Raw genomic sequence first — 20,471 nt, 5'->3', positions numbered from 1 at the left:
GAGGGGCAGAGCAGGGTTCATGAAAGGCCGCTCCGACGGGTCAGCCCCGTCCGGTCGGCCTTCTGACCTTCCGCGGGGGTCTCTTTTCTACGCCGGTTGCCGCCTTGGAGTCGGCAGGAAAGTGGCGCTCGCCGGTGAACACGCATTGATGGGGGTGATAGGATGTCCGCATCGCGGCTTCCGCCGGACAACCGGCGGATAGCCATTCGCGACGTGGCCCCAACCCTCATCGATGATCTCATCGCTGTATGCTCGAAAGAGCACGCCGTTCAACCAATCCACACAGAAGGGGCACGAATCAAACGCGAATGGCTCACTGAAGTGATCCGAGCAAACGGCCCCATCGCGAAAATCGCTTACCTCGACCGGAAACCCGCGGCTCAACTGATGTTCTACCCGGAGGACGCCGGACCACGGACCCCGGCCCGGCGCGACGTGATCGTCCTTTACTGCGTCTACACCGGCGCCCCCGAACACCGCCGGCAAGGTCTCGGCTCGGCCCTGCTCGAGAACTTCCTCGAGGAGGTCCGCACCCGCAAGCTCAAGGCCATGGCCGGACGGCAGGTCAGGTTCATCCGCGCCCCCCTCTTCGACTCCGGCGAGGGCCAATCCATGTCCGACCTGTACCGGAGGTTCGGCTTCGCGCCGGGACCGGACGGGACCCGGGAGATGTACCTTGAAGTGCACGGCAAGTACGAGCGGGCCAAGGCCCGCTCGGTCACGGGGCGGCGCGGCAACCTTCTCCCGTCGGGCCGGGCCCTCGTCTTCTACACCCCGCACTGCCAGTGGTCCTACGTCTTCGCCGACCAGATGGCCAAGCAGATCAGAGAAGCCTCGCCCAAGCACGAGATCCTCTTCGTCGACTCCTGGCGCGACCCGGCCGCGGAGGACTGGCCGGCGGCCGAGGCCGTCATCGACGGCTGTCCCATCTACGTCCACGTGACCGAGGGTGGACGTTTTCGCGACGAGGTGGCCCAGGCGCTCGGAGGGAAGTGAACGCACGGTTCTCTGGGGATGCCGCTCTGGTGAGGACGCTGCTCTCATGAGGACGCTGCTCTCATTCGGACGCGGTCCTTGTCCCCACGCAATTTTCACAATGAAGCCTTCTGAAGTGGCTGCAAGCTTTGAACCCCTTGCCTGAGCCCCGGCAGACGCCGGGGCTTTCCTCAAGGCCAACGGCGTGTACTTGCTGGTCATCGGTCGCCGGCCTCCGGGTCATCGTGACGACGTCTGCTGTGTCACCGTCCCCCATAGATGAAAGGTGTTGGCCTCATGAAGTGGGCGAAGTGGTCAACTGTGCTGCTGGTACTGTTGTTGGCCTCAGGCTGCGCGGTCCAACCCAAGATTCTCGAGACCGCCATCACCTGGCTGCAGATGATCGACTCCAATACGGGCTGGGCGCTGGGCAGTGGTGCCATCTTACGGACCACCGACGGCGGGAAGAACTGGCAGGCTGTTACCCCATTGAAGGTCACCATCCCGGGCAACTCGGGGTCAGATGTCAACGCTGCCTATTTCCTCAATGCGCAGGCCGGGTGGGTCGTCATCGGCCATGGGGTCAATGCTTTGCTTGTCCTGCGTACGGCTGATGGTGGTAGGTCGTGGGACACCTTCCCCGGCCCCCAAGCAGGCCGGGTCTATCTCAACTTCGCCGACGCCGCCCACGGCTGGATGCTCACCGACCAGGAAGGCGTGGCCATGGGGTCGGAGGCCGTTGAAGTCTACGCTACGGCCGACGGGGGCAAGGACTGGACCCTGGTCAACAAGACCGACCCCTCCCCGCAGGAGCCCGTCGGCTCATTGCCTTTCCCGGGCGTCAAGAGCGGCATCGCCTTCAGGGATGCATCCACGGGCTGGGCGACCGCCGACCTGCGGACAGGCAACCGAATCTGGCTTTACCGGACCGATGACGGTGGGCACACCTTCCGAACCCAAACCATACAGGCGCCTGCGGTGTTCCAGGATCACCAAATGCGCACCTGGGCGCCTCGGTTCTTCGACCCCCAGAATGGCGTGCTGCCCGTTACCTTCACCCCGGGTTACGATACGATCTTCTACCAGACCCGCGACGGCGGCCACACCTGGGTGGCAACCACCCCGGTCAAGAGCAAGATCTCCGCGGAAGGTCAGTTGATTTGGGATTTTGTGGACCCAACCCACGGATGGGCCACCGACGGCGGCATGCTCTTCGCCACCGCCGATGGGGGACAGACTTGGCAGACTCTCACCCCTGCGGCCAGCCTGGCCACGGTCAAGCAACTCGATTTCGTGACCGATCAGACTGGTTGGGCGGTCTTGGACCAAGGCGGAACCACCCTGCTTGAGACGACTGATGGCGGTGTCACGTGGGGCCCGCCAGGTCGCTGACGTTGAGTCATGGTCAGTGCCCGGTAGCATGGTCGGCGCTTCCGCGGGTATGCAGCGAATACATTCGCCCTTCAGTTACCAACACGGGCTCCCAGGGCGGCGTCCGCCCCGTCGCCCGCCCGCCCACCCCCCCCCCGCCGCCATGCCTCGCCCGCCGCGCCTCACCCGCCCGGCGGGCTTGCCGTTTTCATGGCCAGTGACTGTCCGGCAAGACAGGAATTGGCCCCTTTACGGTCGAATCATTCGCCCAGCGAATCTTCGCGGGGAGGGATTGCTCTAGCATGTTGGCCATCACCAACGGCAAGGTCCTGACGATCACCCAGGGGACCATCGAGAAGGGCACCGTCCTGATCGACAACGGCAAGATCGCCGCGGTCGGGACCGATATCGAGGTCCCGACCGGAGCGAAGGTCATCGACGCCGACGGCAAGTGGGTCATGCCCGGGCTCATCGACGCCCACAGCCACCTGGCCATCTTCGGCGAGCCGATCGTCTGGGCGAACGACGACGGGAATGAGATGACCGACCCGAACACGGCTCAGGTCCGCGCGCTGGACGCCCTCAACCCCGAGGATCCGGCCGTCCCCGACGCCCGCAGCGCCGGCTTCACCACGGTCTTCACCGGCCCCGGCTCGGGCAACGTGATCGGCGGGACCGGCATGGCCGTCAAGCTCCGCGGCCGGACGGCTGAGGAGATGGTCATCCCCGGCACCGAGGCGATGAAGATGGCCCTCGGTGAGAACCCCAAGAATGTCTACGGCCAGATGCAGAAGCGCTACCCCTCAACCCGGATGGGCAACGCCGCGGTGATGCGCGAATCGTTGGTCAAGGCCCAGAACTACCTGGAGAGCATCAACCGGGCCAAGGCCGACGCGGCCGAGAAGCAGCGTGAGGCGGAGGAGAAGGCCAAGAAGGGCGAGGATGCGCCGAAGGGGCCGTTCACCCCGAAGCTCCCCGACCGCGACCTGAAGTTCGAGGCTCTCGGCAAGGTCCTGAAGCGGGAGATGAAGGCCCGCATCCACTGCCACCGGGCGGATGACATCATGACCGCCATCCGGGTGGCCGAGGAGTTCAACCTCGATTACGTCATCGAGCACTGCACCGAGGGCTACAAGATCGCCGACTACCTGGGCCGGAAGAAGGTCAGGGCGACCATCGGCCCGCTCTTCCTGGAACGCTTCAAGATGGAGTTGAACGACATCTCGCTGAAGAACCCGGGCGTCTGCGCCAAGGCCGGGGTCAAGGTGGCCCTCCAGGCCGACGCCTTCTCGGGGACGCGCTTCCTGCCCATCCATGTCGGCACCATGATCCGCGAGGGGATGCCCGAGGAGGAGGCCTTCAAGGCGGTGACCATCAACGCCGCCGAGATCATCGGCCTCGGCGACCGGCTCGGCTCCCTGGAACCCGGCAAGGACGCGGACCTGGCCATCTTCGACGGCCATCCCTTCTCCAACTTCACGAGTTGCCTTTACACCATCATCGACGGCGAGGTCGTCTTCACCCGGAAGTAGCGGCCCGCGGACGAGGAACCCCGGGTCCGGCCGCGAATCCTTGTTCCTACGCCGGGTTTGACTGGGTGATGTCCGTGCGAGCGGTGGTTCCCCTCAATCGACCGATCAGGTTCGTCCGGGGCGCCGAAGCCGTGACCCCGGCCCAACTGGCCGATCTCTATCGAGCCGTCGGTTGGCGCCGCGGCCCCGAGGAGGCCGGCCCGGAAGACCTGGCCCGGCTGGGCCGGCTGATCGCCGGCTCGAGCCTGGTCGCTTCGGTTTGGGACGGCCTGCTCTTGGTTGGCTTTGCCCGCTGCCTGACCGACGGGGCCTTCATCGGCTACGTCAACAACGTGGCGGTCCGGCCGCAGTACTGGCGGCGCGGCCTCGGACGCCGGCTGGTCGAGATGCTCACGACGTCCTACCCCGAGGTGCTCTTCATGGTCAGCGCGGGGGGAGACGTCGTCCCATTCTTCGAACGGCTTGGTTTCAAGGCCTACCAGACCGCCTGGATGGCCCGGGACCCGCGGGAGGAATGACCTTGATCACCGTCCACGCCCAGGCCTTCGGCAACCTGCGGCGATTCTTCCCGCAAGGTCGCCAGGCGGTCGATTTCCACCTGCCTGAGGGGAGCCGGGTGACCGACCTCTTGAAGCTGGTCGGCCTGCCGGACAACGAGGTCTGGATGGTCAGCGTCAACGAGGCCCTGGCCGAGCCGGACCAGACCCTCGCCGACGGCGATCTGGTCAACGTATTCGCCCCCGTGGCCGGCGGCTGAAACCATCGAACGAGGAGGTCACTGACGTGCCGAACGGCTATGCCGGTAAGATCCTTCGGGTCAACCTCAGCACCGGGGCCACCAACATCGAGACCCCCGGGCCCAACTTCTACCGCACCAACCTGGGCGGCCGTGGTTTCATCGCCGACTGTCTCTTTCGCGAATTGAAGGCCGGAGTCGATCCCCTCGGACCGGCCAACAAGCTCATCTTCGCGGCCGGCTTGCTGACCGGGGCTCCGGTCGCCGGGAGCGGCCGCAACTCGGTGGGGGCCAAGTCGCCCCTCACCGGCGGGTTCGGCGACGCGGAGGCCGGCGGGTACTTCGGCCCGGAGCTCAAGAAGGCCGGCTTCGATGCCATCATCGTCGAAGGGCGGGCGAAGGCCCCCGTCTACCTGTGGGTCCACGACGGCGCGGCCGAGCTGAGAGACGCCCGGAAGCTCGCCAGGATGAAGGCCTTCGACGTTCAGGAGACCATCCGGGCCGAGCTGGGCGACCCCCTGGTCCGCGTGGCCCAGTGCGGCCTGGCCGGGGAGAACAAGGTCAGGTTCGCCGCCGTCTCCAACGACGTCACCCACTTCTACGGCCGCAGCGGGATGGGCGCGGTGATGGGTTCCAAGCGGCTGCGGGCGGTGGCCGTTCGCGGGCGGGCGAAGTATGAGTCGGCCGACCCCGAGCAGTTGAAGCAGATGGCCAAGGCCATGAGCGAGCAGATCCACGCCAAGGAGCGGGGCTTCACGGACCTCGGGACGACCTACATCGTCGGCGCCCTGAACGCCGCCGGCGGCCTCCCGACCCGCAACTTCAAGGACGGCTCCTTTGAAGGGGCGGCCAAGATCGACGGCAAGACCCTCCGCGACACCCTCCTGATCGGCCGGGATTCCTGCTACGCCTGCGCCACGAACTGCAAGCGGGTGGTCGAAGTCAAGGAGGGCCAGGGGCCCTTCGCGGTCGACCCGCACTACGGCGGCCCAGAGTATGAGACCCTGGCCGCCCTGGGCTCGCTTTGCGGCGTCGACGACCTCGTCGCCGTCTGCAAGGCCGCCGAGCTCTGCAACGCCTATGTCCTCGACACCATCTCCACCGGGGTGGTCATCGCCTTCGCCATGGAGTGCTATGAGCGGGGCATCCTGACCGCCAAGGACACCGGCGGCCTGGACCTCCGCTTCGGCAACGGGGCGGCCCTGGTCGAGATGGTTGAGCGGATCGCCCATCGGCTCGGCCTCGGAGACCTCCTCGCCGAGGGCGTCGCCCGGGCCGCCGAGAAGCTCGGCCCGCGGGCCAGGGCCCTGGCCATGCACGTCCGCGGGCAGGAGATCCCGATGCACGAGCCTCGGCTCAAATACGGCTTGGGCGTGGGCTACATGGTCTCGCCCACGGGCGCCGACCATTGTCACAACATCCACGACACGATCTACGCCAAGCGGGTCGACTCCGTGGCCTGCCTGGGTGTCCTCGAGCCGATGCCGACGGACGAGCTCTCGCCCCGCAAGATCAGGCTCCTCAAGCGGTTCGTCGACCTCCGCCACACGATCAATTCCCTCGGCCTATGCGAGTTCGTCAACTGGACCTTCGCCGATCAGGTGGAGTTGGTCCGGGCGGCCACCGGTTGGCAGACCTCCCTTCTCGAACTGTCCTTGATCGGCGAGCGGGCGGCCAACCTCACCCGCCTCTTCAACCTCAGGGAAGGCCTCAAGCCGGCCGACGAGAAGCTGCCCCGGCGGTTCCATCAGAACCTGGGCAACGGTCCGCTGGCCGAGCGCCGGCTCTCCCCCGAGCTTGCCAGGGGGGCCAAGCGCGAATACTACGCCATGATGGGCTGGGACCGTTCTTCGGGCGTGCCGACCCCCGGTAAGCTGGAGGAACTGGGCCTGGAATGGGTCGCGGGGTACCTGTCGACCAAGGCCCCGACCGGCCGACGAAGGGTCAAAGGATGAAGCTGGCTACCATCAATCGCGGGACGGGGACATTCGTCGTCGCCTCATCGCGCAAAGGACTGGTCGATCTGGCCGGACTGGCCCGCCGCGGGGGGATCCCCCTCCCGGCGGGTTTTTCCCCGCCCGCACCCGACCCCGTGGCGATCGCCGCCGATGAGGAGTTCGTCCTGGCCGCCGGCCGCCTGCTCGCCGAGCTCGACGATGCGGGGTTCCGGGAACTGGCTGTTCCGGTGGGGTACGCGAAGCGGATCCCGGTCAGACGGCCGGGGAAGGTCGTCGCCATGGTCCGCAACTACGCGGCCCACGCCGCCGAGCGCGGCCGGGCGGTGCCCGAGGAGCCGATCTACTTCGCCAAAGCGACTTCGTCGCTGATTGCCGACGGTGAAGCCATCCTCCTGCCGGATGGCATCGGGCGGGTTGACCCCGAGGGTGAGCTGGTGGCGGTGATCGGCCGGACGGCCCGCCGAGTACCGGCCCACCGGGCCATGGACCACGTTGTCGGGTACACCATCATGAACGACGTCAGCGCCCGGGAAATCCAGTGGGCCGATTCGGGCCGCTCGTGGCCCTGGTTCAGGGGCAAGGGGCTGGACACCTTCGGGCCGCTCGGGCCGTACCTGGTGACCAAGGACGAGGTGGCCAACCCGCATGCCCTGCGGCTCAGGTTGATCGTCAACGGAGAGGTCCGCCAGGGCGCGACCACCGGAGCCATGGTCCACAGGATTCCGCAGATCATCGAAGCCGTCTCGAACCTGATGACCCTCGAGCCCGGCGACCTCATCGCCACCGGGACGCCGGAGGGGATCGCCCCGATTCTCCCCGGTGATACGGTTGAGGTCGAGATCGAGGGGTTGGGGGTCCTGAGGAATCCGGTCCGGGCCGACCCGACCGGGAGGATAGGGCCGACCAAGGGGGAATAACAAGCCCGTATGGAGACCAATCACGGTAAACCCGATGAACGGCCAAATGACCGGCCCGGCGATCAGCCCAAGGGTCGGCTCCGGCCGGGCAGCTTCTACAACGTCTACGTCCTCGGCCTGACCAGCCTGCTGACCGACATCAGCTCGGAGATGGTCTATCCGCTCATCCCCTTGTTCCTCGTGGCCAAGCTGGGGGCCGGGCCGGCCATCGTCGGAGTCATCGAAGGCATCGCCGAGAGTCTGGCCAGCCTGCTGAAGGTCTTCTCGGGCCACCTCTCCGACCGGACCGGGCGGCGCAAGCCCCTGGCCATCGGCGGCTACGTCGGCTCGACCATCGGCAAGGTCTTCCTTTATGCCGCCGGGTCGTGGCCGTTGGTCTTGGTCTCTCGGGTCATCGACCGCTTCGGCAAGGGCGTTCGGACGGCCCCGCGGGACGCGATGATCGCCGACACCATCCGGCCCGAGCAGCGCGGCCGAGCCTTCGGCCTCCACCGCCTCCTCGACACCACCGGGGCGACCATCGGCTCGCTCCTCGGGTTTTGGTTCCTGACCCGCTACAAGGGTGACTTCCGCCCGGTCTTCCTGTGGTCGCTGGTGCCCGCCTTCATCGGCGTCATCGCCCTGTCCCTGGCCCGGGAGCCGGGGGTCCAGCGCAGTCTGGCCAAGGACCTCTCGTTCAAGTGGTCCGCCCTGGACCGGCGGCTGAAGGCCTTCCTGATCATCGCCTCCGTCTTCACCCTGGGCAACTCGTCCAATCAATTCCTGCTGTTGCGGGCGGGCAACGTCGGCTTCTCGGCCGAGACGGTCATCCTTCTCTACGTGGCCTACAACCTGACCTACGCCCTTGTCTCCTATCCGGCCGGCCGGCTCTCCGACCGGATCGGCCGCAAGGCCCTCCTGGTCGCCGGCTACACCTTCTACGGCCTGGTCTACATCGGTTTCGCCGTGGTCAAGCACCTGCCGTTTTACTGGGGCCTGTTCATCCTCTACGGGGTCTACATCGGCCTCAGCGAGGGCGTCGAGAAAGCCTTCGTCACCGATATCGCCCCGGGCAACCTGCGGGCGACGATGATCGGCCTCCACGCCACCCTCGTCGGGATCGCCCTCTTGCCGGCCTCGCTCCTGGCCGGCCTGATGTGGTCCGCCTTCGGCCCGGTGGCCCCGTTCTACTTCGGAGGGGTCATGGGTCTCCTTGCCGCCGTCGCCCTGGCCGTTCTGATCTAGTCAAGGGAGGTCAATCGATGAACGTCTACGACGTCGCCCACCAGTTGGCCAAGGCCGTCGCCGAATCCGATGAGTACCGTGCGTTCCTGGCCGAGATGAAGAAGCTCGAGGCCAACCAGACCGCGGCCGACATGTTTTTCGACTTCCGCCGACGCGAGCTGGAGCTTCAGGCGGCCCAGATGATGGGGCAGCAGCCGGCCGAGGAAAAGCTCAGTCAACTGCGCAGGTTGGCGGAGATAATAAGCATGCACCCGGATATCGTCGCCTTCACCGCCGCCGAGTACCGCTTCGACCAGTTGATGGCCGACATCCAGCGGATTCAAAGCGAGGCGGTGACCGACTGGTTGGAGTTCGCCAACAAGGTGACCGCGCGGGCGATGGAAGCGGCAGGGCCGGGGACCGAGAAGAGCCGGGACGCCGATGGGCCCCCTTCCCCCGGCGAGCCCCCTTCCCCCGACCAGACCGCGGAATAGCAGGGCGGCAAGCCTGGTCTCCAAAAATGACCCCCGGCCGTCCGAATCCGCCCGATTAATTCCACAATTGGGACATTCGGATTTCGGCAGGAAATGAATTTCTGGATGAAGAACCAATGTAGGGTTTTGCTAGCGAATATTTTCACAAGTGGACTATCTTTTGGAATCGACAGTCCGCTGAGCGGGGGGTCCCGCACCTCGCCGGCGCCAGATCGGCTAGTCGAGATATCACGCCCGCCGGAGCCCATTCGGCACGGGAGGCACAGTCATGGTCAATTGGGTGAACGTCGCCATCTTCCTCATCGCCGGGGTCATCGTCGTGGCTGCTGGTATGGGCATGGCCTGGCTCTTGCGGCCGACCTACCCGGACCCGCGTAAGCGCGACCCCTACGAATGCGGTGAGGTCCCCTTCGGCGACGCGCGGATCCGCTTTAACATCAGGTACTACGTGTTCGCCCTGGTCTTCGTGGTCTTCGATGTCGAGAGTATCTTCCTATACCCCTGGGCCGTCATGTTCCGACAGCTGGGGCTGTTCGGCCTCGGCGAGATGCTCATCTTCCTGGGCATCCTCGTCGTCGGCCTGGTCTACGCCTGGAAGAAGAGGGTGCTCGAATGGATCTGAAGACGGCCGAACCCGCGGCCAACCCCACGGGCAAGCCTGCGGCCGAACCCACCCCCAAGGGCAGTGACTTCGTCCTCGGCCATCACCTCCCGGGGGTCGTCACCACCCAGTTGCAGAAGGTCATCAACTGGGGCCGTCGGAACTCGCTTTGGTATCTGACCTTTGGTCTGGCCTGTTGCGCGGTCGAGGACATCATGGCCGCCGGCGCGGCCCATTTCGATCTCGACCGTCTCGGTTTGTTCTTCCGGGCTTCGCCAAGGCAAGCCGACGTGATGTTCGTGGCCGGGACGGTGACCGAGAAGATGGCCCCCCGCATCCGGCAGCTCTGGGAGCAGATGGCCGAGCCTCGCTACGTCATCGCCCTCGGCTCCTGCGCCATCTCGGGGGGGCCGTTCGCCGGGGGTTACAACACCGTGCTCGGGGTGGACAAGGTCATCCCGGTCGACGTCTACGTCCCGGGCTGCCCGCCGCGCCCCGAAGCGCTCTATTACGGCATCCTCAAGCTTCAGGAGAAGATCCGCAAGCAGGGTATCCCGGAGAGCAAGGGCAAGGAGGCTCGTCCATGATCACGCCCACCTGGGAAGAGATCAAAGTCGAACCGGCCAAATACCTCGAGACCATGCGGGCCTTGCGCCAGGACGGTTTGAACCACCTGTCCGACCTGACTGCCGTGGATTGGAAAGACCGCGGGGTCATCGAGGTCGTCGTGCACCTGTTGCCCCTGAGTCCGGGGAGCGACCCCCGGGCCGCCCAGGGACCGCGGGCCGTCCGGGTCAAGACCGAGGTCGACCGGGACCGGCCGGTCGTCGCCAGCGTCACCCCGATCTGGCCGGGGGCCAACTGGTTCGAGCGTGAGGTCTGGGACCTTTTCGGGGTCGACTTCGAGGGCCATCCCGACCTGCGCCGGATCATGACTCGCGAGGGCTTCGTCGGGCATCCGCTGCGGAAGGACTTCGTCGATGAACGACCCAAGCGCGAGCGCGTAGCTCGCCGGCACTAGCCGGAACCGAGGTGGATGAGATGCCCGAACTCGAAGACTTCAGGTTGGCCACCGGCGGCGAGAAGCCGGAGCTTAGAGACGTGGTCACGGGCGACCTCCATGGTGAAGAGGTCGTCATCAACATGGGCCCTCAGCACCCGGCCACCCACGGGGTCCTCCGGGTAGTCCTGAGGCTGTCCGGGGAGACCGTCACCGGTGCCTATCCCGATATCGGCTACCTCCACCGGGGGGTCGAGAAAATCGCCGAGGGCTGGACTTATCCCCAGTTCGTCCCGATGGCCGACCGCCTCGACTACACCGCGGCGATGGCCAACGAACTGACCTACGTGCTTGGTGTGGAGAGGCTCCTCGGCCTGGAGGTGCCGGAGCGGGCCGCCTCCATCCGGGTCATGTTCGCCGAGTTGCAGCGGATCGCCAGTCACCTGATCTGGCTGGGGGCCTTCGGCACCGACCTGGGCGCGGTGACCATGTTTGTCTATGGCCTGCGCGAGCGGGAGTCGATCCTGCGCCTCTTCGAGATGGTCACCGGGGCCCGGCTGACCTACAGCTACATGCGGATCGGCGGGGTCAGGAACGACCTGCCGCCGGAGTTCACCCCGAAGTGCCGCGAGTTCTTGAAGGTCATGCGGGAACGGATCAAGGAGTACGACGATATTCTCACCGGCAACCCGATCTTCGAGGCCCGGACCAAGAGGGTCGGCGTGCTCACGGCCGATCAGGCCATCGCCCTCTCGGCCACCGGGCCGAACCTGCGCGGGTCGGGGGTGGCCTATGATGTCCGGCGGGCCCAGCCCTATCTCATCTATGACAGACTTGCCTTCGAGGTCCCGGTCGGGAAGACAGGCGATATCTACGACCGGTACATCTGTCGGATGCTGGAGATCCGCCAGAGCCTGGGGATCATCGAGCAGTGCCTGGACGGCCTCCCGGGCGGAGAGGTGATGGCCAAGGTGCCCAAGGTGATCAAGCCGCCGGCCGGCGAGGTTTACTCGCTGACCGAGGCCCCGCGGGGGGCCAACGCCGTGTACATCGTCTCCGACGGCTCGGCCAACCCGTACCGGCTACACTGGCGGGCGCCGACCTTTGCCAACCTGCAGGTCATCCCGACCACCGCGACGGGGTACAAACTGGCCGACGCGGTGGCCACCATCGCCAGCGTGGACATCGTTCTCGGGGAGGTGGACCGGTGATGGCCGCCGTCAGCGGCGCCTGGAGCGCCTTCGTCGATTGGTACTACGCGCTGCCGCCGATCATCCTCGTTCCCGTCGCCGGTCTCCTCAAGGTCCTGGCGGTCTTCGGGTTCATCGTCCTCAACGTCCTGATCCTGATCTGGCTCGAGCGTAAGCTCTCCGGCAAGATCCAGTCGCGACTCGGGCCGATGCGGGTCGGGCGGCCGCACGGCTGGGCTCAGACCATCGCCGACACGATCAAGCTTCTGGTCAAGGAGGACATCATCCCGCGGGGGGTCGACCGCTGGCTGTGGGTCCTGGCTCCCGCCGTGGTCTTCACCCCGGCCCTGATGGTCTGGGTGGTCATCCCTTTCAGCCAGAACTGGATCGTCTCGGATATCAACGTCGCCCTGATCTACGTGGCCGCCGTCAGCTCCCTGGCCATCCTGGGGATCTTCATGAGCGGCTGGGGCTCGAACAACAAGTGGTCTCTCTATGGGGCGATGCGCGCCGCCGCCCAACTTATCAGCTACGAGGTCCCGGCCGTCCTGTCGCTGGTCGGGGTGGCTATGATCGCCGGCAGCCTGTCCCTTCAGGGAATCGTCGCCGCTCAGCACCGGGTGTGGTTCATCTTCCTCCAGCCGCTCGGCTTCATCATCTTTCTCATCTCGACCATGGCCGAGCTGAACCGGACCCCCTTCGACCTGACCGAGGCCGAGTCGGAACTGGTCGCCGGCTTCAACACCGAGTACTCCGGCCTGCGTTGGGCCTTCTTCTTCCTGGGGGAGTACGCCAACCTGCTGGCCGCTTCGGCCATCGCCGCCACCGTCTTCCTCGGCGGCTGGAGCGGGCCGTTCCTGCCCGGGATCGTCTGGTTCATCCTGAAGACCTATTTCTTCGTCATCCTGATCATGTGGATCAAATGGACCATGCCGCGGATCCGCATCGACCAGCTGATGGACGTCGGCTGGAAGTTTCTCATCCCGCTGTCCCTGGCCAACATCGCCCTGACCGGGCTGGTGCTCCTGGTCGTCTGACCCGCAGTCAACCCCAATCAAAGGTGAGGCCTAAATGGATTCACTGAAGGACATCTACAGGTCGGCGGTCAGCTTGCTCAAGGGGATGAAGGTGACGGCCATCAACGCCGCCAGGCGCCCGGTCACCCTGCAGTACCCCGATGAGCGGCCGGTCCTGCCGACGGGCTATCGGGGCATCCCGGCCCTCCTCAGCGATGAGGGCGGCAAGGCGCGCTGCACGGCCTGCGGCATCTGCGCCCGGACCTGCCCCCTCGGGGTGATCAAGATCGACTCCGAGCTCGGGCCGGACAAGAAGCGGATCCTCAAGGACTACTCCCTGGAGGCCAGCCGCTGCATGGTCTGCAACCTGTGCGTCGAGGCCTGCCCCTTCGACTCACTGGTCATGGCCAAGGACTTCGAGCTGGCCGACTATGACCCCGACCGGCTGGTCTATCACAAAGACCGGCTGCTTGAGTTCGGGCGGCCATACAAGCACGGCAACCCGTTCTACAAGGAGCCGGACCCGAAGCCGGCGGCCAAGGCCGGGACGCCGACCACAGGGGGTGAGCCCGCTTGAACCTCGGGTTTGACATCCCGATCGTCTTCAACCTCTACACCGCGACCTTCGGCCTGCTGGCCCTGATCACCCTGGTCGCCGCCTACGAGGTGGTCACCAGCCGGTTGATCACCCACGCCGCCTTCTTCCTGGCCCTGGCCTTCGTGGCCATCGCCGGCCTCTTCCTCCTCCTCGGGGCCGAGTTCCTGGCCGTCGTTCAGGTGCTGGTCTACGCCGGGGCGATCACCGTGATGATCATCTTTGCCATCATGATGTCGCAGGTCGGGGAGATCAGGTTCGGCGAGGAAGGGCGTCCGCCCTTCGTCCGGCGTCTGTGGCTTAAGCTGGTCTCCAGCCAGTGGGGGCTGCTGCCGCTGGCGTCCGCCCTGGTCTTCGCCCTGGCCATGTTCGTCGTCTACGCCCGGGCCACCTGGACGGTGCGCCTGCTCCAGACCGACCGGGTCGGGACGGTACCAAACCTTACGGCCATTGGGGCCGAGTTGTTCTCGACCTACGCCGTGCCGTTCGAAGTCGCGTCCATCATCTTGCTCGTCGCGCTAATCGGGGCCATCGTCCTGACGGCCAAGGAGGACAAGTCATGAACGCGGTCGCCGCCGTCGGCATGATCCCGCTGTCCTATTTCCTCATCCTCGGCGCCCTCCTCTTCGGGCTCGGGCTCTATGGGGCTCTCCTGCGGACCAACGCCGTGCGGGTCCTGATGTGCATCGAGCTCATGCTCAACGCGGTCAACATCAACCTGGTGGCCTTCAACCAGTACCTCAACCGCGGCTACGTCGGGGGTCAGATCTTCGCCATTTTCATCATGACCGTCGCCGCCGCTGAGACCGCCGTCGGCCTGGCCATTGTCCTCGAAGTCGTCCGTCGCCGCAACGTCATCGACCTCGATAAGATCAACCTCCTGAAATGGTAGGGAGAAGGGGAGAAGGGTGAGATGATGCTTCCTTATGCCTGGGTGATCGCGGCCTTACCCCTCCTGGCCTGCCTGGCCATCATCTTCTTCGGCCGGCGCTTCAAGAACGGCGGGGACTTCATCGGCATCGCCGCCATCGCCATCAGCTTCGTCATGTCCCTGCTGATCCTGGCCCAGATGGCCGCCGGAGCGGCCCCCTACCGGTACACCTTCACCTGGCTCGACATCGGCGGGGTCCAGATTCCGACCGGTATCGCCGTCGACAACCTGACCGCCCTGATGCTGGTGGTCGTGACCCTCGTCAGCCTGCTGGTCCAGATCTACTCCCGCGGCTACATGCACGGCGACGTCCGCTACACGCGGTACTACGCGACCCTGTCCTTCTTCACGTTCTCCATGCTGACCCTGGTCCTGGCCGACAACTTCCTCCTCCTCTACGTCGGTTGGGAACTCGTCGGCCTGTCCTCCTACCTCCTCATCGGCCACTGGTTCGAAAACCCCGGCCCGCGCTACGCCTCGATGAAGGCCTTCATCACCACCCGCATCGGCGACGTCGGGCTGTTCCTCGGGATCCTTCTCCTCTTCCTGACCACCGGGGTCATGGGCTTCCCCGAGGTGGCCGCGGCCGTCGGGGCCGGCAAGATCTCCGGCACCCTCCTGACCATCGCCGCCGTCCTCGTCTTCTCCGGCGCCGTCGGCAAGTCGGCCCAGTTCCCACTCCACGTCTGGTTGCCCGACGCGATGGAGGGCCCGACCCCGGTGTCGGCCCTGATCCACGCGGCGACGATGGTCGCCGCCGGGGTCTACCTGGTGGCCAGAGCCTACGGCATCTTCGCCGCCTCGGCCCAGGCCCTGCTGGTGGTGGCCTGGATCGGGACGATCACGGCGGTCATCGCCGCTCTCATCGCCACCCTGGCCTCGGACCTCAAGAAGGTCCTCGCCTACTCGACCATCAGTCAGCTCGGCTACATGATGCTGGGGCTGGGGGTCGGCGGGTACACCGCCGGCGTCTTCCACCTGACCACCCACGCCTTCTTCAAGGCTTTGCTCTTCCTCGGCTCGGGCTCGGTCATCCACGCCATGCACACCCAGGAGATGCACGAGATGGGCGGGCTGGCCAAGAAGATGCCCACGACCACGTGGACCTTCATCTTCGGTACCCTGGCCCTGGCCGGGATTCCGCCCTTCGCCGGCTTCTGGTCGAAGGACGAGATCCTCCTGACTGCCTGGCACTCTAACCCGCTCATCTTCTGGCTGGCCCTCGGGGTGGCCTTCCTGACCGCCTACTACATGACCCGGGCGGTCGCCCTGACCTTCTTCGGCCGGCCGCGCGACCACCACAAGTACGAGCACGCCCACGAGTCGCCGGCCAACATGACCGGGCCCCTCGTCGTCCTGGCCGTCCTGGCTCTGGTCGCCGGCCTCCCCGGCTCGCCGCTCTTCGGCAACTGGTTCGGCCGCTTCATCCACTTCGGCGAGCACGAGGCCGAGGCGGCCGTGCCCGGGGTGATGGCCATGGCCATTGGGGCCGCCGTCTTCGGGATCCTGGTCGGCTGGGTCGTCTACGGGACCAAGGTGATCGACCGCCGCAAGGTGATCAAGGCGCTCCATCCCGTCTACGTCTTCCTCAAGAACAAGATGTACTTCGACGAGGTCTACGCCTACGCCGTCGTCGGCCTGACCGAGGCCATCTCGGCCGCCGCCGGCTGGTTCGATAAGAACGTCGTCGACGGGCTGGTCAACCTGATCGGTTGGATCGGCGCCCTCCTCGGTCAGGTCTCCGGGTGGTTCGACCGGGTCGCCGTGGACGGATTGGTCAACGGGGTGGCCGCCCTGGCCACCGGGATCGGGCAGCGCCTCCGCCGCTGGCAGACCGGGTACGTCCAGTCCTACATCCTGACCTTCTTTGTCACCGTCATCATCGGCGTCATTATTTACGAGTTGATAGGAGGATAAGGTCGTATGAGCCTGCCCATCCTGACGCTGATCGTTTTCGTTCCCCTCGCCGGGAGCCTCCTGATCACCCTCGTCCCGAGGAACCAGGAGAAGACGATCAAGCAGATCGCCCTGGTGGCCACGATCATCTCGGCGGCCCTGGTGGCCTACTTGTGGACCCAGTTCAAGTACGGCCAGCCGGGGATGCAGTTCGGCGAGCGGGCCACCTGGATACCCAGCCTTGGCATCCAGTACCTGATGGGGGTCGATGGGATCAGCCTGTCGCTGCTCATCCTGACCGGCCTCCTGAGCGTCCTGGCCTGCCTGGCCTCGTGGAACATCACCCATCGGGCCAAGGAGTACTTCGTCCTCTTCCTCCTCCTGGTCACCGGCATGTTCGGGGTCTTCGTCGCTCTCGACTACGTCCTCTTCTACGTCTTCTGGGAACTGGTCCTGGTGCCGATGTTCTTCCTCATCGGCATCTGGGGCGGCCCGCGGCGCGAGTACGCGGCGATGAAGTTCTTCATCTACACCCTTGCCGGCAGCGTCCTGATGCTGGTCGGGATCCTGGCCATCTACTTCCAGGCCGGGCTGGGGACCTTCGACATGGTCACCCTGGCCCAGCACAAGTACCCGGTGACCTGGCAGTGGTGGATCTTCCTGCTTCTCTATGCGGGCTTCGCGGTCAAGGTCCCGGTCTTCCCGTTCCACACGTGGCTGCCTGACGCCCACGTCGAGGCCCCGACGGCCATCTCCGTCCTGCTGGCCGGCGTTCTTCTGAAGATGGGCACCTACGGCTTCTTCCGGATCGCCCTGCCGACCCTGCCGGACGCCGCCCGGGCCTGGGCGCCGATCTTCGCCGTCCTCGGCGTGATCAACATCGTTTACGGAGCCCTCGTGGCGATGGCCCAGACCGACCTGAAGAAGATGGTCGCCTACTCGTCCATTAACCACATGGGTTACGTCATGCTCGGTCTGGCCGCGGCGATGGCGGCCGGCCCGGGCAACGCGGCGGCCGCCCAGATGGCCATCACCGGCGCGGCCTACCAGATGTTCGCCCACGGCCTGTCGTCGGGAATGCTCTTCCTCATGGTCGGCGTGGTCTACGACCGGACCCATACTCGCGACATGGGCAAGCTCTCCGGCCTCTACCTGACCTTCCCGGTGTGGGCCACCTTCATGGCCTTCGGCGCCTTCGCCTCCCTGGGCCTGCCGGGCCTGTCGGGCTTCGTCGCCGAGTTCTTCGTCCTCCTCGGGGCCTTCCCGATCTTCAAGGTCTTGGTCGTCCTGGCCACCTTGGGCATGGTCTTCACGGCCGCCTTCTATCTGCTGATGATGCGCAAGGTCCTGATGGGACAGAAGCGCCCGGAGTACGACAAGATGCCGGACGCCAACCCGCGCGAGCTGATCACCCTTGTCCCGCTGACCATCCTCATCGTCGTCTTCGGCGTGGCTCCGGCGATCCTCATCAATCTGATCAACCCGGCGCTCGTCCAGTTGGTGGCCAGGCTGGGAGGGATGTAACTTGCCTTACGTCTACCTCCTGCCCGAGCTGATCCTCAGCGCCGTCGCTTTGGGGCTCCTCCTCGCGGTGGCCTGGGCCGGCCGGGAGCGGGCGGCGCGCTTCGGCCCGGTGGTCGCCTTCATCGGCTTCGCCGCCGCCATCGCCGCCGTTTACCCGGCCCTTGGCCAGGTGACCCTGGTCTTCGGCCAAATGCTCGCGGTCGACGGTTACACCCAGTTCTTCAAGGTCGTCTTCCTGGCCGTCGGGGCCCTGATCGCGGTGGCCTCCTCGGGCTACATGAAGCGCCAGGACGTGGCCGCCGGTGAGTACTACGTCCTCCTGATGTTCGCCATCGTCGGGATGATCCTGATGGCCTCGTCCACCGACCTCTTGGTCATCTGGCTCGGCCTCGAGCTCGTCTCGATCACCTCTTACGTCCTCGCCGGCTACCTGCGTCACGACCCCAAGTCGAACGAGGCGGCGATCAAGTACTTCCTCACCGGCTCGCTGGCCACGGCCGTCCTCTTGTTCGGCCTGTCACTCATCTACGGCCTGGCCGGGACGACCAACCTGTCCGGCATCAGCCAGGCTCTGGAGCAGGTGGCCGGCTTCTACCAGGGCGGCCAGGTGGTGGCCGTACGGCCGGCGGTCGACCCCCGGCTGATCGTCATCGCCATCTTCATGCTGGTCGCCGGCTTCGGCTTCAAGGTGGCCTTGGTCCCCTTCCACATGTGGGCCCCCGACACTTACGAAGGCGCCCCGACGCCGGTCACCGCCTTCTTCTCCATTGGCCCCAAGGGTGCCGGCCTGGCCGCCCTGGTCCGGATCTTCCCCCTGGGCTTGGCCGCCCTGCAACCCCGCTGGTCGGTCCTGTTCGCCATCCTGGCGGCGGCGACGATGACCGTCGGCAACCTCTCGGCTTTGAACCAGACGAACATCAAGCGGATGATGGCCTACTCGTCCATCGCCCAGGTCGGGTACATCACCGTCGGCCTGGCTGTGGCCTCGCCCCTGTCCATCGCGGCGATCATCTACTACGTCATGGCCTATGTCTTCATCAACGCCGGCCTCTTCTCGGTGATCATCCTCCTCGATCAGGCCGGGGTGGGCCAGAAGGTCAAGGACTACGCCGGCCTCAGCCAGCGGGCTCCGGCGACGGCGGCGGCGATGGTCGTCTTCTTTGTCGCCCTCATCGGCATCCCGTTCACCTCGGGCTTCTTCGCCAAGTTCTTTATCTTCAGCTCGGCCGTCGAGGGCGGCTTCCTCTGGCTGGCCATCCTGCTGGCCGTCAACAGCGCCATCTCGGTCGGTTACTATTACGGGGTCGTCCGCCAAATGTACCTTGAACCGCCCAGGGAAGATCAGGCCATCAAGGTCCCCGGCCCGCTGGCCGCGGTGCTGGTCACCGGGGCCGTGGCCACGCTGGCCATGGGGGTTTTTTCCGAACCCTTCCTGCGGCTCATCGGTCTGATTCGGTTGGCCCCCTGAGGCCACGACCGTCCCGGACCCGGTGTTTCGGCCTTTCCCGAGCGCAAAAATGATCGGCCCGATCGGGGGCCGGTCGCTTTTTTCCCTGGAACAATCCGTCCTTTTTAGGGTATTAAGTTTACAAAAACTCAAGGGTGTGGTAGAATCACCTTGGGGTTTGTGATAGAATACACAATTTATAATGGCGAGGGGCGACCGGCCGTGACACGCGAGAAACACTCCACCAGGCGAGAGATTCTCAACACACTAAAGAAAAAGGGCAGCCTAAGCGTGGATGAATTGAGCCAGCACCTGGGGATCACGCCGATGGGGATCAGGCAGCACCTGGCCATCCTCGAGCGCGATGACCTGGTCACCCCCAGCCAGGTCCGGCGGGGCATCGGTCGTCCCAGCCATCTCTATTCGCTGACCGAAGCGGCTCAAGAGCTCTTCCCCAAGCATTATGAGGCCTTCGCGATCAATCTCATCAACGACATCGTCGACCTCTTCGGACCCGACCGGTTGAAAGAGCTCCTGGAGATGCGGATCCAGCGGATGGTCAAGGAGATGGGCGACCGTTTGGCCGGGATGACTTTCGATCAGAAGGTCCAGGAGTTCGCCAAGACCCTCGAGGCCCAGGGCTCCATGCCCGAGTTGCAGAAGCTCGAGGACGGCTCCTACATCGTCCGTGAGTTCAACTGCGGGATCTACCAGATCGCGCAGGCTCATCCGATCATTTGTGACTATGAGCGCAAACTGGTCGAGAAGGTCCTCGGCGGCGCGGTCCAGGTCGAAGAGTGCATCGCCCACGGGGGCCAACGTTGCGCCTACGTGGTCAAGGCCGGGTGATTGAGCGGGGCTCCGAGAGGGGCCCCGAGACTTTCTTGGGAACCTTTACCTGAGCCGGAAAACGCCGTCGTGGCGCCGGTATGGGACGCGTTGGCTGGCGAGGGAAAAAAAGACCCGGACGGCCGGATTCCGACTTGAAGGACTGAAGGCTTGGGAAGTAGAATAGTCACGACGGTAACAGCGGGCCGCGGACGACCCGAGGTTTGAACAGGCCTTCTCCGTGAGGGTTGGGCACC

General features: G+C 65.5%; 21 protein-coding genes. All 21 read left to right on the top strand.

Features of this window, described 5'->3' with window-relative positions:
* The first annotated feature begins 162 nt into the window (after window positions 1-162).
* On the top strand, window positions 163-996 hold the full coding sequence (locus tag VGL40_10820; protein ID HEY3315752.1) for a GNAT family N-acetyltransferase: 834 nt from the start codon (window positions 163-165) through the stop codon (window positions 994-996).
* 276 nt (window positions 997-1,272) lie between these two features.
* Window positions 1,273-2,367: a hypothetical protein gene (locus tag VGL40_10815; GenBank protein ID HEY3315751.1), complete on the top strand. Its 1,095-nt coding sequence runs from the start codon at window positions 1,273-1,275 to the stop codon at window positions 2,365-2,367.
* A 281-nt stretch (window positions 2,368-2,648) separates the two neighbouring features.
* The gene (locus VGL40_10810) at window positions 2,649-3,878 is read left to right on the top strand and encodes an amidohydrolase (GenBank protein HEY3315750.1); all 1,230 of its coding nucleotides are present in this window, start codon (window positions 2,649-2,651) and stop codon (window positions 3,876-3,878) included.
* A 68-nt stretch (window positions 3,879-3,946) separates the two neighbouring features.
* Window positions 3,947-4,396 (top strand): GNAT family N-acetyltransferase, encoded by a 450-nt coding sequence (locus VGL40_10805; protein HEY3315749.1) that lies wholly within the window; start codon window positions 3,947-3,949, stop codon window positions 4,394-4,396.
* A gap of 2 nt (window positions 4,397-4,398) precedes the next feature.
* Window positions 4,399-4,635 carry a MoaD/ThiS family protein gene (locus VGL40_10800; protein HEY3315748.1) on the top strand — a complete coding sequence of 79 codons (237 nt, stop codon included), beginning with the start codon at window positions 4,399-4,401 and terminating at the stop codon, window positions 4,633-4,635.
* A gap of 26 nt (window positions 4,636-4,661) precedes the next feature.
* The gene (locus tag VGL40_10795) at window positions 4,662-6,569 is read left to right on the top strand and encodes an aldehyde ferredoxin oxidoreductase family protein (protein ID HEY3315747.1); all 1,908 of its coding nucleotides are present in this window, start codon (window positions 4,662-4,664) and stop codon (window positions 6,567-6,569) included.
* Window positions 6,566-7,489, top strand: a complete 924-nt coding sequence (locus VGL40_10790) for a fumarylacetoacetate hydrolase family protein (GenBank protein HEY3315746.1) — start codon at window positions 6,566-6,568, stop codon at window positions 7,487-7,489. The genes VGL40_10795 and VGL40_10790 overlap by 4 nt, the downstream gene beginning before the upstream one ends.
* Before the next feature lie 9 nt (window positions 7,490-7,498).
* Entirely contained in the window at window positions 7,499-8,713 is a 1,215-nt protein-coding gene (locus tag VGL40_10785; protein HEY3315745.1) for an MFS transporter, read from the top strand.
* A 17-nt stretch (window positions 8,714-8,730) separates the two neighbouring features.
* Window positions 8,731-9,186 carry a YlbF family regulator gene (locus tag VGL40_10780; GenBank protein HEY3315744.1) on the top strand — a complete coding sequence of 152 codons (456 nt, stop codon included), beginning with the start codon at window positions 8,731-8,733 and terminating at the stop codon, window positions 9,184-9,186.
* A gap of 268 nt (window positions 9,187-9,454) precedes the next feature.
* Window positions 9,455-9,808, top strand: a complete 354-nt coding sequence (gene ndhC / locus VGL40_10775) for an NADH-quinone oxidoreductase subunit A (GenBank protein ID HEY3315743.1) — start codon at window positions 9,455-9,457, stop codon at window positions 9,806-9,808.
* The gene (locus tag VGL40_10770; GenBank protein ID HEY3315742.1) at window positions 9,799-10,374 is read left to right on the top strand and encodes an NADH-quinone oxidoreductase subunit B family protein; all 576 of its coding nucleotides are present in this window, start codon (window positions 9,799-9,801) and stop codon (window positions 10,372-10,374) included. Before ndhC ends, VGL40_10770 begins: the two co-directional genes overlap by 10 nt.
* Window positions 10,371-10,808, top strand: coding sequence for an NADH-quinone oxidoreductase subunit C (locus VGL40_10765; GenBank protein ID HEY3315741.1), 438 nt, complete (start codon window positions 10,371-10,373; stop codon window positions 10,806-10,808). Before VGL40_10770 ends, VGL40_10765 begins: the two co-directional genes overlap by 4 nt.
* Before the next feature lie 20 nt (window positions 10,809-10,828).
* Window positions 10,829-11,998, top strand: a complete 1,170-nt coding sequence (locus tag VGL40_10760) for an NADH-quinone oxidoreductase subunit D (GenBank protein HEY3315740.1) — start codon at window positions 10,829-10,831, stop codon at window positions 11,996-11,998.
* Complete coding sequence (gene nuoH / locus VGL40_10755; protein ID HEY3315739.1) at window positions 11,998-13,014, top strand: NADH-quinone oxidoreductase subunit NuoH; 1,017 nt, start codon at window positions 11,998-12,000, stop codon at window positions 13,012-13,014. The genes VGL40_10760 and nuoH overlap by 1 nt, the downstream gene beginning before the upstream one ends.
* A gap of 34 nt (window positions 13,015-13,048) precedes the next feature.
* On the top strand, window positions 13,049-13,570 hold the full coding sequence (locus VGL40_10750; protein HEY3315738.1) for an NADH-quinone oxidoreductase subunit I: 522 nt from the start codon (window positions 13,049-13,051) through the stop codon (window positions 13,568-13,570).
* On the top strand, window positions 13,567-14,151 hold the full coding sequence (locus tag VGL40_10745) for an NADH-quinone oxidoreductase subunit J (protein HEY3315737.1): 585 nt from the start codon (window positions 13,567-13,569) through the stop codon (window positions 14,149-14,151). Before VGL40_10750 ends, VGL40_10745 begins: the two co-directional genes overlap by 4 nt.
* Window positions 14,148-14,480, top strand: a complete 333-nt coding sequence (nuoK, locus tag VGL40_10740; GenBank protein ID HEY3315736.1) for an NADH-quinone oxidoreductase subunit NuoK — start codon at window positions 14,148-14,150, stop codon at window positions 14,478-14,480. Before VGL40_10745 ends, nuoK begins: the two co-directional genes overlap by 4 nt.
* Window positions 14,481-14,504: 24 nt before the next feature.
* On the top strand, window positions 14,505-16,436 hold the full coding sequence (nuoL, locus tag VGL40_10735) for an NADH-quinone oxidoreductase subunit L (protein ID HEY3315735.1): 1,932 nt from the start codon (window positions 14,505-14,507) through the stop codon (window positions 16,434-16,436).
* Between the two features lie 6 nt (window positions 16,437-16,442).
* Complete coding sequence (locus VGL40_10730) at window positions 16,443-17,939, top strand: NADH-quinone oxidoreductase subunit M (protein HEY3315734.1); 1,497 nt, start codon at window positions 16,443-16,445, stop codon at window positions 17,937-17,939.
* A 1-nt stretch (window position 17,940) separates the two neighbouring features.
* The gene (locus VGL40_10725; GenBank protein HEY3315733.1) at window positions 17,941-19,407 is read left to right on the top strand and encodes an NADH-quinone oxidoreductase subunit N; all 1,467 of its coding nucleotides are present in this window, start codon (window positions 17,941-17,943) and stop codon (window positions 19,405-19,407) included.
* A 159-nt stretch (window positions 19,408-19,566) separates the two neighbouring features.
* Window positions 19,567-20,235, top strand: a complete 669-nt coding sequence (locus tag VGL40_10720) for an ArsR family transcriptional regulator (protein HEY3315732.1) — start codon at window positions 19,567-19,569, stop codon at window positions 20,233-20,235.
* Window positions 20,236-20,471: the final 236 nt, after the last annotated feature.

It is taken from the genome of Bacillota bacterium (assembly GCA_036504675.1).
In the GTDB taxonomy this organism is placed as follows: Bacteria; Bacillota; Sulfobacillia; order JAJYWN01; family JAJZPE01; genus DASXUT01.
Note: the sequence above shows the minus strand (reverse complement) of the source record. Positions and strands in the feature narration are given on the sequence as shown.